Source organism: Streptomyces sp. NPDC051940 (assembly GCF_040680895.1).
Lineage (GTDB): Bacteria > Actinomycetota > Actinomycetes > Streptomycetales > Streptomycetaceae > Streptomyces.
On the sequence record NZ_JBFAXR010000073.1, the window covers coordinates 29,704 to 44,970 of the forward strand.

The window sequence follows — 15,267 nt, forward strand, 5'->3', positions numbered from 1 at the left end:
GGCAGCCCGCGTGCGCCCGTCGGTCAGGGCAGTTCGACGAGCACCGCCGTGGTGCCGAGGGCCGGTACGCGGACGGACGTCCTGCCGTCCGTGAGCGGGAGCCGGTCGCCCGGGCGGCCCAGGTAGTCCGCCTCGTGGGCGGTGGCCGCCGGGAAGTGCAGCCGCACCGGGCAGTCGACGGGCTCCTCGGCGAACGACTGCAGCCGCAGCAGTACGCGGCCGTCCCGGTCCGGGGTGGTGGCGCCGACCAGGCGGACCCGCGGGTCGCCGAGTTCGGCGAAGGCCAGCCGGTCCGGGGCCCCGGCCGACGCGGCGCCCCGGGTGCGCACGGGGTGCAGCGGCCGGCTGAACGCCGCGGCCGTACGCGCCCCGAGGCCCGCGGAGTCCGGCGACGGGGCGCAGGCCAGGCTGTAGCGGAAGCTGAACTCGAAGGCCTGGGCGCTGGGGAAGTTGGTGTCCCAGAGGTTGTTGTGGATCCAGGAGAAGACGGTGGCGGGCTCGTCGTGGCCCATCGTCTTCGGGAAGGGGGCGTAGGGCAGTGCGATGTTGCCGAACTGGACGAGCGGGGCGTCCTGCGTGGCCCAGGCCACCGTGAGGTCGTCCTGCGCCAGGGTCACCCAGCGGCGGACGGCCCGCATGTGCAGCGCCGAGCCGGGCACGACGGGCAGCCCGTCCCCCGTGGCGCCGCCGGACGCCTCCATCCGCACGGTCGGCTCGTCGAAGGCGAACGGGAAGGCGAAGTAGGCGCTCTCCTTACCGAGGTTCGCGTCCTTGTCGAGGCGGTTGTCGATGTCGAGCCGGGCGACACCGCGCGGCAGGGTGAGCGTGGTGCGCAGCCGGTTGGCGCCCGCCGGGCGGGTCTCGTAGGTGAGGGTCTCGGCGGTCGCGGTGGAGGTGCGGGCGATGAGGGCGGCGGGCGGGGCGACGGCCCGGCTGCCGAGGTGTTCGAGACGGTCGGAGGCGGTGGTGCGGCTGGAGTTGTGGTTGAAGGTGCCGGCGGTGGTGTAGCTGTCGTGGATATAGGCGTTGAAGCCGGTGATGGCGTCCTGGCGGACCAGCTCGCGGCCGGTCGCCTTGTCGACGACGGACGCGACGCAGGCGCGGGCCAGGTCCACCCGGACGGCCAGATACTCGTTCTCCAGCAGGGTGGGGTCGGGCAGGGCGTGCGCGGCGGCGGCCGTCGTGGCCGGGTCCTCGCTCTCGGTGCCGCCGGTGGGGTTCCAGCCGGTGGCGGCCTTCAGGACGGCGTCGTCCCCCGGCTGCCCGTCCGAGGCGCCGGCCTCGGCGTGCACGTCCAGCCGTACCGATCCGGCGGGCGGGACCTCGTCGACCCGCACCCGCAGCCAGCGTCCGGCGTCGCGGTGCTCCTCGTTGGTCTGCGCTTCCTCCTCGTACGGGAGGGGGTCGCCCGTGCGGGCGTCGTGCACGGTCACGCGCCGGTCCAGCGGCACGCTGCTCTCGGGCAGGAAGATCCGCGCCAGGTCGGTGCGGGGCCAGGAGCAGGTGTTGACCACGTGGTACGAGGCGGCAGTGCCGGCCGGTGTCGCGAGCCGCTGGCCGAGGCGGGCGGCGGCGCGGTTCAGCAGGGAGTGGCCGTCGTCGTGGGCGCGCAGGGCCTGGCCGTACTTCCAGTGCCACTGCTGCTCGCCGGAGTGCCCGCCGTGGTCGCCGTGCGTCCACGGGTCGCCGGCGCCCCAGGTGTGCTCGTCGAACAGCGACACCGCCTCGTACACCCCGGCCGAGTCACGGCTGTCGTCCGCCGCGCCCTCGGCGCCGAGGATCCCGGCGAACGTGCCGAGGGTCTGGGCGTCGGCGACGACCGACTGGGCGGTGCGGGCCAGCGACAGGGGGTGGGCGCCGGAGCCGACGCCGTCGACCCACCAGTCCGTCCAGTCGCCCTCGAAGGTGCGGATCTCGCCCGCCAGCCGGGACTCGGCGTCGGTGAAGAAGTCCTCGTTGCGCGAGAGCCGCAGCTGCGGGTAGGCCCAGGTCTCGTTCCAGCGGCGGACGGTGTCGGCGATGATGCGGCGCGGTGGGGCGTTGTCGCCGAACTTGCCCTGGACGCGCAGGTGGAGGATGTCCCAGGGGTAGGGCTCGCGCTTGACCTCCTCCTGGTCCATCGCCCAGCCGAAGATGCCGCCCCGGTAGGGGTAGGGGTTGGTGGCGAGGGAGGTGAGGTAGGCGGGCAGCAGGTCGTCGACGCTGCCGTAGTCGGTGTCGAAGCCGAGCAGCGGGCCCTCCATGTACGCCAGGCCGTGCGGGGTGTCGGTGACCCACACCAGCACGCTGTTGCCGCTCGGCGCCCGCCAGCGGAACAGCCGGGGCAGCTTCTCGCCGCCGACCAGGTGCGGTACGGAGCGGCCGGCCCAGTTGTGCGCCACGGACAGGTACGTCACCCCGGCCGCGGCCAGCGCGTCGACCAGGCCCACCACGGCGCCCGGCACGTCGGTCTGCATGGCGGAGGTGAACTCCACGCCGTAGCGCTCACGCGTCTGGTGGGCCGGGCGCAGCAGTTCGTGCAGCTCGTCCGTGGAGCAGGTCTCGGTGTGCAGGTTGAACGGCATCGCGGTGAGTTCGATACGCCCCTCGCGCACCCGGCGTACGAACTCCTCGACCTGTTCGGCGGGCCGGGCGGCCGCCCACTGCTGGAAGGACCACAGCGACTCCACGCACCAGCGGAAGCGCGATTCCGCCGGCCAGTCGTCGGTGGCCCGGGTCAGTTCGAGACACGAGTCCAGAAAGGACAGGTGCTCGGCCAGCACCCGGCCCTGCGGGTCGGTGTAGCCGATGTCGAGATGGGAGTGGTGCACCAGGTGAAGGGTCCACTGGCGCTGCGGGTGGAGGTCCACGTCGATGCCGCCCACCGAGATCCGCTGCGCGGTGTCCACGGCGGGCAGCAGCAGCCGCACCGAGCCGCGCGGACCGGCGATCCGCTCGCAGGGCAGAGGGGCGCCGGTGGCGGTGCGGACGGTGATCTGCTCCGGCAGGGCGGTGCCGTTCACCGCCTCGACGCGCAGGGACTGCAGCAGGCCGCCGTCGGTGGCGCGCTTGAGCAGGGGTTCCTCGGTGAGCCGGACCGGGGTGCCGTCGAGGCTGCCCTCGGCGCTGACGACGGAGCCGCGCAGGCTGTCGCGTATCCGGTCGTTGTCCCAGTCGGTGGTGCGGACGAGTGCCCGGGTGGTCATACAGAACTCTCCGATTTCGGCGGGGGGTGGCACTTGCTCTCAGCGTGCGGTCGCGGTCACGCCGCGCAGGAACAGGCCGCGGAAGGCGAGGAAGACGACGAGCGTGGGCAGCGAGACGATCAGGGCGCCGGCCAGGATGACGGGCGGTCCGCTGGAGCTGTAGGCGTTGTTGAGGGTGGTCAGGGCCGCCATCACCGGCTGCACGTCGGGGCTGCGGCTGAGGGTGATGCCGAAGAGGAGGTCGTTCCACACGGCGGTGAACTGGAAGATGAACGCCGCGCCGAGCCCGGAGGACATGAGCGGCACATGGATGCGCCAGAAGATCCGGAAGAAGGAGGCGCCGTCGATCATCGCGGCCTCGGTGACCTCCGGCGGCATGGTGGTCATCTGGTTGCGGACGAGGAAGAAGGCGAACGGCACGGCCCACGCGGCGTACACGAGCATGAGGCCGAGGCGGGTGTCGTACAGGTTGGCGTCGGCGTACAGGCCGAACAGCGGGGCCAGGAACATCTGCAGCGGGAACAGCGTCCCGGAGAAGATCAGCCAGAACCAGAAGGCCGGCCGCGGGATCGGCAGCACCACCACCGCGAACGCGGCCAGGGCGGCGACGAGGACCCCCGCGGCGCCGCAGACCACGGCGTAGACCAGCGAGCTGTAGACGCTGTCGCCGATGCCCGCGTCGGTCCACGCGGTCCTGAGGTTGTCGAGGAGGGCGAGGTCCTGCGGCGTCCAGTCGACGCTGCCGGTGTACTTCTCGGGCGGGGTGAGGGCGTTGACGATCAGGAGGTAGAGGGGGATGAGCCAGAGCACGACACAGCCGCCCACGAAGAGGTTGCGCAGGGTGCGTCCCACGGGGTCACTCCTTTCAGCGGGCGGTCGCCGAGGGCATCTGGCGGCGGAGGTAGATCCAGGAGGAGGCGACGACGATCACCGACAGGACGAGGGCGATGGCGGATCCGTAGCCGACGTGGAAGAGGCGGAACGCCTCGCGGTACATCGTCAGCGCGAGCGTCTCGGAGCTGCGGGACGGGCCGCCCTGGGTGAGGATCCAGATCATGTCGAACGCCTTGAGGCTGTTGACGATGGCCATACCGACCACGACGACCGTCATCGCGCGCAGCTGCGGCAGGGTGATGAAGCGGAACATCCGCCAGCCGGTGGCGCCGTCGAGCTGCGCCGCCTCGACGGTCTCGCGCGGGATGGCGCGCAGGCCGATGGCGAACAGCACGACGTTGAGGCCGGTGGCCTGCCAGGTGCTGGCCACGATCATCGAGATCGTGTTCTGCGGCCACTCCAGGAGCCACGACTGGGCCCACGAGTCGAGGCCGACGCCGCGCAGCACCTGGTTGACCGCGCCGTCGGAGGTCAGCATGAAACGCCACAGCACGGCGGTCGCGGCCCCGGAGATCGCGAAGGGCAGCACGATGACCAGCTGGGCGGCCGGTCCCCAGCGCGTCCGGTGGGTGGCGACGGCGATCAGCAGCCCGGCCACCACCGGCAGCAGCAGCGTGCCGGCCACCCACATCACGGTGTTGAGCAGCGAGCGGCCGAAGATCGGGTCGTCGGCGAGCCGGGCGTAGTTGTCGAGGCCGGTGTAGCTGCTGGTGAAGCCGTTGTCCTCGAAGACGCTGCCGTAGACGCTGCGGAAGAAGGGGTAGACCAGCAGTACGCCGACCAGCGCCAGCGCGGGCAGCGCCCAGGGCACCGCCGCGAGCCGGCCGCCGCGCAGCCGGGAGCCCTTGGCGCGGGCCGCCTGGTGCGGGGTGCGCACGGGAATGCGGCGGCGGGCCCGCGGGACGGCGGTGCCGGTGCTCACGGTGTTCGCTGTCATGACTGCTCCGCCTCCCGCCAGACCTTCCACGCCTCGTCCGCCCGCTCCTGCATGGTCCGCAGCACCTTGCGGTACGAGGACGGGTTCAGCAGGAAGCCGGCCAGGTCGTCCACCGTCGCCTCGACGAGCTCGGGCGGGCCCTGTTCCCAGAAGCGGTTGAGCATCCAGAGCTTGTCCTCGCGGGCCTTGCGGGCGACGCCGTCGAGCATCGGGTTCGCGGGCGGGACCTGCGGGTTGGGGCTGCCGTCCTGCAGCGTGTGGGCGAACGCCCGCGCGACCTTGGGGTGCAGCCAGCTGCCGGCGGCCTTCAACGCCTCCTTCTTGTCCGGTCCCTTGACCGTGCTGACGAAGGCGCTGGACTCGAAGATCATGCTGGGCCGGGCGGCCGGGTCGGCCATCGGCAGGACGAACGCGTCGAGGTTCTGGCCGGGTTTGCCGCCCGCCGCGACGAGCGTGGAGCCGAGCCAGGTGCCGCAGGGCACCATGCCGACCTTGCCCTGCAGGACGGCGGCGGCCGCGGTGTTGTGGTTCATGTCCATCGGGGTGAACCAGTCCTTGTCGAAGAACTCGACGAGGGTGCGCAGCGCCCGCTCGGCCCGGGGGTCGGTGTACTTCCTGCGGCCGTTCATCAGGTCCTCGTAGAACTGCGGGTCCTGGCGGCTGAGCACCTCCTGGAACCAGATGAACGAGGGCCAGCGGCCGTCCGCGGTGCCGTGCAGCGGGGTGATGCCGGCGCCCTTCAGCCGGTCGCAGGCGGTCTCGAACTCGTCCCAGGTCTGCGGTGCCACGAGGCCGTTGTCGGCGAACACCTCGGGGTTGTAGTAGAAGACCCAGTAGGCGAGGTTCATGGGTAGCGCCCAGACGCGGCCACGGTAGGTGAAGGCGTCGCGGAGCGAGGTGTCGACCCAGCCGCGGGAGGCGGCGGCCTCCCACTGGGCGGTGAGGTCCTCGATGCCGCCGGTGCGGGCGAGGTCCTGCAGCCGGTATCCGGACCAGTACTTGAGCATGTCCGGGGTCTTGTTGGTGCGCAGCGAGGACTTGACGATCTGCTCGAAGCTCTCGAGGGAGGGGATGACCTCGGGAACGAGTTCCAGACCGGCGACGGCCTTGAGTTCCTTGCCCGCGGCGGTCATCGGCACGGCCCAGGCCGGGTTGTCGCCGTGGACGGCGACCTTGCCGGGGCCCTGGCCGGCGGCGGCCCCGCAGGCGGTGGTCAGTCCGGCGGCGCCGGCGGCGAGAAGCAGGGTGCGGCGGGTGGGAGTTGGCGGATTACGACCTGACACGGGCGGCTCCCTCAGGCGTATGCGACGTGAGTGTTATCGTTAACACTCACGGATGGGAGCTTGGCCCCGCGGGGGCGGGGTTGTCAATGGATCGCGCACGGCGGATTACGGGGACGTACCGGAGACGCTCCGGGGGCGCAGGCGGACGCGCCCCTCAGGCCGTGGTCGACAGGATCTCCCGCGTCATCTCGTGCCGGAGCGGCTCCCCCGCCAGGAACCGCCCGATCTCGTCCACCACGATCCGCCCCTGGCGCCGGCGCACCTGCACGGCGCCGGCCGCCTCGTGCGGGGTGAGCAGCACGTTCGGCAGGCCGCGCAACGGGCTGGCCACCGGCAGCGGCTCCTCGTCGTACACGTCGAGCGCGCCGTCGAGCCGCCCGTCGCGAAGCTCCTCGAGGAGCGCGTCGGAGTCCACCAGCCACGACCGCGCGGTGTTCACCAGCCCGGCCCCGTCATGCATCAGGGCCAGTTCGCGCCGCCCGATCATCTCCCGGGTCTCCGGGATCGCGGGGGCGTGCAGGGCCACGATCCGCGAGCGCCTGAGCAGGTCGTCCAGCGACACCAGCTCGGCGCCGAGCGCGGCCGCCTCCCCGGCGTCCACCATCGGGTCGGTGAGCAGCAGGACGCCGCCGAGCGCGCGGATCAGCTCCATGTACGCCCGCCCGGTCCGCGAGGCGCCGACCACGCCGATCACCGAACCGCGCAGCTCGCTCGCCTCGAGGGTGCCGTACTTGGTACGGGTCCAGCCGGCACCGGAGTGCAGCGCGTGGTCGAAGCGGTGGATGCGGTGCAGCAGGGCGAGGGTGAACGCGAGGGAGACCTCGGCGACCGCGGGGGCCATCGCCTCACCCGCCTGCGAGACCCGTACGCCGCGGGCGAACACCTCGTCGCCGACCAGGAAGCGCAGGGCGGCGCCGGTGTGCGCGACGAGCTTCAGCCGGGGCGCGGCGGCGAGCAGTTCACCGTCCAGCCGAGGGGTGTTCCAGCCGGTGACGACGATGTCCGCGTCGGTGAGGTCCTTCGCGAGGCGGTCCGGGTCCGTACCGCTCACCCGCACCTCTCCGGCCGACTCCAGCTCCCGCCACTGCTCCGCGGTGAAGAAGAGCCTGCGCAGCCCCTCCTCCAGGGCGACGGCGATGGTGGGGCTCATGCGTGGCCTCCTCGGCTCGGCGAACAGCGATTCGGTTTGCCCCGCACCTTAGATGCTGTGTTCGGGGCCGCGCAGCGGACGCGTCGGCCATGCGGGTCTTTCTGCCGTAATGACGGATCCGGCGCCCTGACGGGCGGTGCGGATCATTGTCCGTTTTGCCGGAAATCTATAGCTTTGCTACGCGAGCTCATCGCCGTCGGCCTGCGCAAGGGTCCCGATGGCGGTGAGCTCTTCGCCGTGGGCGAGGATGGGGGCATGGCGGAGATCAGAGTCCTCGGAATGCTCAGCGGTACGTCGTACGACGGTGTGGACGCGGCGGTGGCCGCGTTCTCGGTGGACGGCGACGACCTCGTCCTGCGGCCGCTCGGCCTGCACAGCGCGGACTTCCCGCAGGAGTTGCGCGCCCGGATCGCCGGCGCCCTGCCGCCGGCGCCGACCACGCTCGAGGACGTCTGCCGCCTCGACACGGAGCTGGGCCGGTTCTTCGCCCGCGTGGCGGGGGAGGCGACCGTGGCCCTCGGCCCGGCGGACGTCGTCGTCTCGCACGGCCAGACGGTGTTCCACTGGGTACAGGACGGCGCCGCCCTCGGGACGCTGCAGCTGGGCTCGCCCGCCTGGATCGCCGAGGCGACCGGCCTGCCCGTGATCTCGGACGTCCGCTCGCGCGACATCGCGGCCGGCGGCCAGGGCGCCCCGCTGGTGTCCACCATGGACGCCCTGCTGCTGCCCGCCGACGGCGACCGGCGCGGTGCGCTGAACCTCGGCGGGATCGCCAACATCACGGTCCGCACCGACGACGGGCGGGTCGTGGCGTACGACCTGGGCCCGGCCAACGCCCTGATCGACGCGGCCGTCGTGGAACTGACCGGCGGCGCCGAGACGATGGACCTCGACGGCGCCCGCGCGGCGCGCGGCACGGTGTCCCGCGCCCTGCTCGACCGCCTCCTCGACGAGCCGTACTACCGGCAGCCCGCGCCCAAGTCCACCGGCAAGGAGGTCTTCCACGCGGCCTATCTGCGCGAGCGGGCCGAGCCGCTGGGCGTGACGGGCGACGATCTGGTGGCCACGGTCACCGAGTTGACCGCCGTGCTGGTGGCCGAGGCCTGCCGCGCGTACGACCTGGCGGAGCTGGTGGTGGCCGGCGGCGGGGTGCGCAATCCGGTGCTGATGAAGCGGATCGGCGAACTGGCGGCCCCGACGCGGGTGGACGTCTCCACCACGCTCGGCCTGCCGCCGCAGGCCAAGGAGGCGTACCTCTTCGCCCTGCTCGGCTACCTCACCTGGCACGGCCTCCCCGGTACGGTCCCCTCGGCCACCGGCGCCCGCACGCCGTCGGTGCTGGGCTCCCTCACTCCGGGCGCGGCGCCGCTGCGGCTCCCGGAGCCGGCCGGCCGCATGCCGCGCCGGCTGCGGATCGGCTGAGGGGGATCCGGCCGCCTCAACCGCCGAAGCGGTCGGGGTGGGCGGCCTCCCAGTCGTCGGACCACTCGCGCGGCGCGCCCTCAAGCAGCTCGCCCGGCTCCAGCCAGTCGTACAGCTCGAGGTACGAGCGCACCGTCACCGGGTCCGTACGCCGGACCAGTTGGTGCGGGCGCAGGGCGGACGGGCCGGCCACGCCCATCGCCGCCATGATCTCCAGGGCGCTGGCGACCGCCGAGTGCTGGTAGCGGTGCACCCGGGCCGCCTTGTCGGGGACGTCGAGGGCCCGGGTGCGGCGCGGGTCCTGCGTGGTGACGCCGACCGGGCACTCGTTGGTGTGGCAGCGCTGGGCCTGGATGCAGCCCAGCGCGAACATCATCGCCCGCGCCGCGTTGGTGTAGTCCGCACCCTGCAGCAGCCGTTTGACGATGTCGCTCCCGGTGGCCACCTTGCCGCTGGCGCCGATCCGGATCCGCTCGCGCAGCCCCGTTCCGACCAGCGCGTTGTGCACCATGATCAGGCCCTCGGTGAGGGGCGTCCCCAGATTGTCGGCGAACTCCAGCGGCGCCGCGCCCGTCCCGCCCTCGGAACCGTCCACGACGATGAAGTCGGGCCCCGTCCCCTCCTCGAGCATCGCCTTGCAGACGGCGAGGAACTGCCGCCGCGAGCCCGGGCAGAGCTTGAACCCGGCCGGTTTGCCGCCCGCCAGCTCCCGCATCCGCGCCATGAAGAGCACCAGCTCGCGCGGCGTGCCGAAGACCCTGTGGTACGGCGGCGAGATGACCGTCTCCCCCTGGGGCACCCCCCGCACCCGGGCGATCTCGGCATCCACCTTGGCCCCGGGCAGCACGCCGCCGATTCCGGGCTTCGCGCCCTGCGACAGCTTCAGCGCCACGCACTTGACCTGGTCGTCGGCCGCCTTCGCGGCGAAGACGGACGGGTCGAATCCGCCGTCCGCGGTCCGGCAGCCGAAGTAGCCGGTGCCCAGCTCCCAGATCAGGTCCCCGCCGAAGCGGTGGTGGTCGCTGAGCCCGCCCTCCCCGGTGTCGTGCGCGAATCCGCCCAGCGCGGCGCCGCGGTTGAGCGCCTCGATCGCCTGCGGCGAGAGGGCGCCGAAGCTCATCGCGGAGACGTTGAGCAGCGCCATGTCGTACGGGCGGGAGCAGTCGGGGCCGCCGATCCGCACCCGGGGCGGCTCCTCGGCGACGGCGCGCGGGGCGAGGGAGGGCAGGAGGTACTCGTAGCCGTCCTGGTAGACGTCCCGCTCCGTGCCGAACGCCTCCTGGCCGTGGATGCCCTTGGCGCGCTCGTAGACGGAGGTGCGGACCTCGCGGTCGTAGGGGCGGCCGTCGTAGTTGCGCTCGATGAAGTACTGCTGGAGTTCGGGCCGGATCTTCTCCATGAGGTAGCGCAGCCGTCCGACGAGCGGGTAGTTGCGCAGGAGCGAACGGCGGCGCTGCAGGCAGTCGTACACGGCGAGGAACGCGGCAGCGAGCAGCGGGCCCGCGGCGGTCCACCACCACGGCGAGGCTCCGAGGGCGAGAACGACGGCGCCTGCGGCGAGGGCCCAGGCGGTGGCGAGGACGACGCTACGGATCATGTCCGCATTGAAGCGTATGCGGCGAATCGTCCCGGTGAGCGACGTGGCTGCCGCCCCGGGCGAGCTTTCCCGGTGAGCGGCATGACCGCTTCAGGGCGGTGTGGTGCCACACTGTAGTTGTAGGTTCAAATACTCCTGGGAGGTCATCGTGGACGTCCTGGTACTCATCGGGCGGATACTCTTCGCCGCCCTCTTCCTGGGCTCCGGTTTCGCCCATCTGTCGCAGACCAAGACCATGGCCGGTTACGCCTCCACCCGGGGTGTCCCGGCGGCCGAGCCGACGACGCTCGGCAGCGGAGCGCTGATCGTGGCCGGCGGGCTGATGGTGCTGCTCGGCGTGTGGGCGGACCTCGGGGCGCTGCTGCTGGCGGCGTTCCTGTTCCCGACCGCGATCGTCATGCACGCCTTCTGGAAGGAGAGCGATCCGCAGGCCAGGCAGATGGAGATGGTCCAGTTCAACAAGGACATGGCGCTCGGCGGCGCCGCCCTGATGCTGCTGGCCCTGATCTCGTTCGCGGGGAGCGACCTTGGGCTGACGCTGACCGGGCCGCTGTTCGACATCAGCTGATCAACCCGGCCCGCAGCCGGCCCTCAGCCGGCCGCCTTGCGCAGCCAGTCGAGGACCAGGGGGTCGATCCGCCCCGGTACGACGCGCTCCTCCAGGTTCTCGATGCCCGCCCAGGCGGCCAGCGCGGTGTCCGGCTCACCGGTGTGCCCGAGCCCGGCCAGCAGCCCGGACACCTCGGCGGCCAGTTCGCCGTCCAGTGCCAGCAGGGTCGCCGGGTCGGGGCGCGTGAAGTACAGCTCGTGCAGGCCGAGCAGGCGCTCGAGCACGTCGACCGGCCGGGCGTCGTCGTCGGCACGCAGATCGACCTCGACGTCGCTCTGCCCGCCGTATCCGCCGCCCCGCCGGGCGACGAGCAGCGCCGCGCTCTGCCGTCCGCGCCGGTCGCCGCCCGCCGCGTCCCCCGCGGCCAGGGCTGCCAGCAGTCGCCGGGCCAGGGTCGCGGCCGGATCGGACGCGAGCCAGGCGGCCTCCATGGCCTCGACGACGCCGGACCCGGTGAGGATGTTGCCCTGGATCGCGTAGCCGTCGCCGGCGACGCCCCCGGCCCAGTCGTGGCACTCGGCGCCGGTGAACGTGGCGCCCGGCCCGTTCGGCGTGACGACCCCGAGCTGGCGCACCTCCTTGCCGGCGTCGGCCCCGACCAGCTGCCGGACGGCACCGGCCGCGTCCGCACCGGCCCGCAGCAGGGCCAGCCCCTCCGGCCGGTACGCCAGATTGGCATGCGCCTGGGTCGCGACGGCCCCGACCCCCGCCTCGACGGCGGGCACCGCGGCGCCGACGGCCAGGAACTTGCTGGCGACGGCGACCCCGAGGGACTCGCCGTCGGCGGATCGCGCCACGATGGAGAAGGTCACGGCACTCCTTGGGGGCTCGGAATCGGCCCGCATCGTAGCGCCGGAGTCGATGGCGGCGACAGGCCGCGGCACTCCCTCCGGCGCTCAAGCCCTCAGGGCCCTGAGGGCCCTCAGGCGATCAACGTCCGCAGCGGGTCCGACACCGTCGTACCGCCCTCCGCCACGAACCGGGCCGCGGACACGAGCCGCGACGCCGCCTCCTGCGCCACCGGCCCGTCCACGGTGAACGGGATCCGGACGTACCCCTCGAACGCCCCGTCCACCCCGAACCGCGGGCCCGACGGGATCCGGACGCCGAAGCGCTCGCCCGCCTCCGCGATCCGTGAACCGGAGTGGCCGCCGGTGCGCACCCACAGGGTGAGGCCGCCGCGCGGCAGTTCGAAGTGCCAGTCCGGCAGCTCGGAGCGCAGCGCGCCCGCGATCGCCTCCCGGTTGGCGCGCGCCTGCTCGCGGCGCAGCACGACCGCCTCGTCCCAGCCGCCGGTCTCCAGCAGCCAGTTCACCGCGAGCTGCTCCAGCACCGGGGTGCCGAGGTCGGCGTACGCACGTGCGGAGACGAGGGAGCGGATGATCTCCGGCGTGGCCCGCACCCAGCCGATCCGCAGCCCGGCCCAGAACGCCTTGCTCGCGGACCCCACCGTCACCACGGTCGATCCCGCCGGGTCGAAGGAGCACATGGGCGCCGGCAGGTCGGCCGGCTCGTCGTCGAGGCAGATCTCCAGCATCGTCTCGTCCGCGATCAGCGCCGTCCCCGCCGACCGGGCGGCCTCCACCAGCGCCCGGCGCTGCTCGTGGGTGGCCAGCGCGCCGGTGGGGTTGTGGAAGTCGGCGATGACGTACGCCAGCCGCGGCGCCGCGTCGCGCAGGATGCGGCGCCATACCGGCAGGTCCCAGCCGGTCAGCCCCTCCCCCATGGCCACCGGCACCAGCCGGGCGCCCTCCTCCCGCATCAGCTGCAGGATGTTGGCGTACGACGGCGAGTCCACGGCGATCCGGTCGCCGCCGCCGGTGAACAGCCGGATCAGGGCCGCCATGGCCCCCATCGCACCCGTCGTGATCATGATCTGCTCGGGCATCGTCGGCACGCCGCGCGCCGAGTAGCGCTCCGCGATGGCCTTGCGCAGCACGGGCAGCCCGGCGGGGTAGTCGCCGTGGGTGTGGGCGTACAGCGGCAACTCCTCGAGCGCGCCGTGCATCGACCGGGTGAGCCACGGCTCCGGCGCGGGCAGGGCCGCGCAGCCCAGGTCGATCATCGAACCCGAGGACTCCGGCGGGAGCGGCTCCAGACCGCGGGTGGGCAGCGGATGACCGGCCGGCAGCGAGGTCCAGCTGCCGGCGCCGCGCCGGGACTCCAGGAAGCCGGCGGCCCGCAGATGCTCGTACGCCGCGGCGATGGTGGTGCGGCTCACCTCGTAGGCCAGCGCCAGCTCGCGTTCGGCGGGCAGCCGGGTGGCCACGGGGATGCGCCCCTCCAGGACCAGCAGCCGCACGCCGTCCGCGAGCGCCCGGTACGCCGGGGGCTTGCGGCCGCCGCCGTACGCGGGAGCCTGCTGGGAGCGCAGCAGGCGGGCCAGCTGCACCGCGCCGATGGCGGAGGTCCACTCACTCATCGTTTGCAGTCCACCTTTCCCGGATTGGCCATGGAGGCGTGAAGTTTCCAGGCCACAGAGTGGCACGGAACGATCCACCAATGCCAGAGGGGGAAGAACTTTGTCCGGTGTACGGCTGTCTGTCCTGCGAACCGCCGGCGGCTCACTGCGGCGGTCCGCCCGCGAGGACCACCTGGTCCGGCGACTGGTCCAGCTCTACGCCGGACTGGCCCTGTACGGCGCGAGCTGCGGCCTGACGGTGCGCGCCGGGCTCGGCGTCGACCCCTGGGACGTCTTCCACCAGGGCCTCTCGGAGCGGATCGGCCTCTCGATCGGCACGGTCTCGATTCTCGTCGGCGCACTGGTGCTGCTCCTGTGGATCCCGCTGCGCCAGCGCCCGGGTCTGGGCACCGTGTCGAATGTCATACTCGTCGGCGCCTCCATGGACGGCGCGATGTACCTCGTCCCCGACGCGCACGGCCTGGCGCTGCAGATCCCGCTGCTGCTCGCCGGCGTCTTCCTGAACGGCGTGGCCACCGGCCTCTACATCACGGCACGCTTCGGCCCCGGCCCCCGGGACGGCCTCATGACGGGGCTGCACGCCCGTACGGGCCGGTCCATCCGGGTGATGCGCACGCTCATCGAGGTGACGGTGCTCGCCACCGGCTTCGTCCTCGGCGGCACGGTCGGCGTCGGGACGGTGGTGTACGCGCTGGCCATCGGCCCCCTCGCACAGCTCTTCCTGCGGGTTTTCGCGATCCGGGAACCCTCTGAGGTGGTCGCGGTGGGCCGTACGGCGGAGCCGGCTGGCGACGCCGCCCCGGCCGCGTCAATTTAGATGTCGGCGGCAAGGACCGGTAGGGTACGCCCTTGGCCCGCCTGGTGGACCGTTACTGCAAGCCGTGAGATGACTTCAGAGGGTGACATCTCCTGTCAGATGTGACGAACCGGACGACTGCGGGTAGAAGCAATGGGGCGGCACGACGGGCGACGCATGTCCCGATACGGGAATCTTCATCGCCGACCGGACGTTGACCCGGATGACGACGACAGCGACACCTGTCCTGTGGGCGACAAGCCCGGGAGGCACGATTCATGAGTGAGCGAGCTCTTCGCGGCACGCGCCTCGTGGTGACCAGCTACGAGACGGACCGCGGCATCGACCTGGCCCCGCGCCAGGCCGTGGAGTACGCATGCGAGAAGGGGCATCGGTTCGAGATGCCGTTCTCGGTGGAGGCGGAGATCCCGCCGGAGTGGGAATGCAAGACCTGTGGGGCCCCGGCTCTCCTGGTGGACGGCGACGGCCCCGAGGAGAAGAAGAGCAAGCCGGCGCGTACGCACTGGGACATGCTCATGGAGCGGCGCACCCGCGACGAGCTCGAGGAGGTCCTGGCGGAGCGGCTGGCTGTCCTGCGTTCCGGCGCGATGAACCTCGCGGTTCATCCACGCGACACGCGCAAGTCCGCCTGACGGCGGTATCCAGCGTTTCGGGCCTGTCCCCCACCCGGGGGACGGGCCCTTTGCGCGCCCGTGGCCGCGCGCGACGGGTCCACCGCACCTAGGCAGGGGCCCCCGCCTCGGCCGTGGTCCGGCGGACCCGCACGGGGCACCTTGCGCCGTGGTCCGGCGGACCCGCACCGACCGCCTTGCGACCGTGTCGGCGCTGCGCGCCTGCTTCGCGCCGTGGTCCGGGGGGCGCGCGCCGTGCGGGGCCGCTGCGCCCGCCCGTGCCGCCCCCTGGGCGGCCCAGCCGCCCGCAGCGGTGCGAACCGCACCCGGCACGGCCAC

The 15,267-nt window shown here is 72.7% G+C and carries 12 protein-coding genes; 4 read left to right on the forward strand and 8 right to left on the reverse strand.

The features are described from left to right. Positions 1-23: 23 nt before the first annotated feature. The 5 genes from AB0M28_RS25425 to AB0M28_RS25445 form a co-directional block, all read right to left on the reverse strand. Entirely contained in the window at positions 24-3,185 is a 3,162-nt protein-coding gene (locus AB0M28_RS25425) for an alpha-mannosidase (RefSeq protein WP_365409288.1), read from the reverse strand. A gap of 39 nt (positions 3,186-3,224) precedes the next feature. Next, on the reverse strand, positions 3,225-4,037 hold the full coding sequence (locus AB0M28_RS25430) for a carbohydrate ABC transporter permease (RefSeq protein WP_365409291.1): 813 nt from the start codon (positions 4,035-4,037) through the stop codon (positions 3,225-3,227). A gap of 13 nt (positions 4,038-4,050) precedes the next feature. Continuing rightward, positions 4,051-5,016 (reverse strand): sugar ABC transporter permease, encoded by a 966-nt coding sequence (locus AB0M28_RS25435; protein WP_365409294.1) that lies wholly within the window; start codon positions 5,014-5,016, stop codon positions 4,051-4,053. Beyond that, on the reverse strand, positions 5,013-6,299 hold the full coding sequence (locus tag AB0M28_RS25440) for an extracellular solute-binding protein (RefSeq protein WP_365409297.1): 1,287 nt from the start codon (positions 6,297-6,299) through the stop codon (positions 5,013-5,015). The genes AB0M28_RS25435 and AB0M28_RS25440 overlap by 4 nt, the downstream gene beginning before the upstream one ends. A gap of 154 nt (positions 6,300-6,453) precedes the next feature. Then, positions 6,454-7,449 carry a hydroxyacid dehydrogenase gene (locus tag AB0M28_RS25445; protein ID WP_365409300.1) on the reverse strand — a complete coding sequence of 332 codons (996 nt, stop codon included), beginning with the start codon at positions 7,447-7,449 and terminating at the stop codon, positions 6,454-6,456. 264 nt (positions 7,450-7,713) lie between these two features. Here AB0M28_RS25445 and AB0M28_RS25450 point away from each other — a divergent pair, with 264 nt between their 5' ends. Next, entirely contained in the window at positions 7,714-8,871 is a 1,158-nt protein-coding gene (locus tag AB0M28_RS25450; protein WP_365409324.1) for an anhydro-N-acetylmuramic acid kinase, read from the forward strand. A 16-nt stretch (positions 8,872-8,887) separates the two neighbouring features. Here AB0M28_RS25450 and AB0M28_RS25455 read toward each other — a convergent pair whose 3' ends face one another. Further along, positions 8,888-10,468 (reverse strand): FMN-binding glutamate synthase family protein, encoded by a 1,581-nt coding sequence (locus tag AB0M28_RS25455; RefSeq protein WP_365409303.1) that lies wholly within the window; start codon positions 10,466-10,468, stop codon positions 8,888-8,890. A gap of 148 nt (positions 10,469-10,616) precedes the next feature. On the opposite strand from AB0M28_RS25455, the gene AB0M28_RS25460 reads away from it, so the two are divergent. Beyond that, positions 10,617-11,036, forward strand: coding sequence for a DoxX family protein (locus tag AB0M28_RS25460; RefSeq protein ID WP_365409306.1), 420 nt, complete (start codon positions 10,617-10,619; stop codon positions 11,034-11,036). Between the two features lie 23 nt (positions 11,037-11,059). Here the strand turns inward: AB0M28_RS25460 and AB0M28_RS25465 are convergent, their stop codons facing one another. Beyond that, on the reverse strand, positions 11,060-11,890 hold the full coding sequence (locus AB0M28_RS25465; protein WP_365409309.1) for a DUF1028 domain-containing protein: 831 nt from the start codon (positions 11,888-11,890) through the stop codon (positions 11,060-11,062). A gap of 110 nt (positions 11,891-12,000) precedes the next feature. After that, positions 12,001-13,500 carry a PLP-dependent aminotransferase family protein gene (locus AB0M28_RS25470; protein ID WP_365409312.1) on the reverse strand — a complete coding sequence of 500 codons (1,500 nt, stop codon included), beginning with the start codon at positions 13,498-13,500 and terminating at the stop codon, positions 12,001-12,003. 100 nt (positions 13,501-13,600) lie between these two features. On the opposite strand from AB0M28_RS25470, the gene AB0M28_RS25475 reads away from it, so the two are divergent. Continuing rightward, positions 13,601-14,317 (forward strand): hypothetical protein, encoded by a 717-nt coding sequence (locus tag AB0M28_RS25475; RefSeq protein ID WP_365409315.1) that lies wholly within the window; start codon positions 13,601-13,603, stop codon positions 14,315-14,317. 257 nt (positions 14,318-14,574) lie between these two features. Then, positions 14,575-14,949: an RNA polymerase-binding protein RbpA gene (locus tag AB0M28_RS25480; RefSeq protein WP_365409318.1), complete on the forward strand. Its 375-nt coding sequence runs from the start codon at positions 14,575-14,577 to the stop codon at positions 14,947-14,949. Positions 14,950-15,267 lie beyond the last annotated feature (318 nt).

Excerpts from the sequence above, each read along its gene's own strand:
- AB0M28_RS25445 (WP_365409300.1), bottom strand. The coding sequence starts at position 7,449 with ATGAGCCCCACCATCGCCGTCGCCCTGGAGGAGGGGCTGCGCAGGCTC.
- AB0M28_RS25455 (WP_365409303.1), bottom strand. The coding sequence starts at position 10,468 with ATGATCCGTAGCGTCGTCCTCGCCACCGCCTGGGCCCTCGCCGCAGGC.
- AB0M28_RS25435 (WP_365409294.1), bottom strand. The coding sequence starts at position 5,016 with ATGACAGCGAACACCGTGAGCACCGGCACCGCCGTCCCGCGGGCCCGC.
- AB0M28_RS25470 (WP_365409312.1), bottom strand. The coding sequence starts at position 13,500 with ATGAGTGAGTGGACCTCCGCCATCGGCGCGGTGCAGCTGGCCCGCCTG.
- AB0M28_RS25480 (WP_365409318.1), top strand. The coding sequence starts at position 14,575 with ATGAGTGAGCGAGCTCTTCGCGGCACGCGCCTCGTGGTGACCAGCTAC.
- AB0M28_RS25425 (WP_365409288.1), bottom strand. The coding sequence starts at position 3,185 with ATGACCACCCGGGCACTCGTCCGCACCACCGACTGGGACAACGACCGG.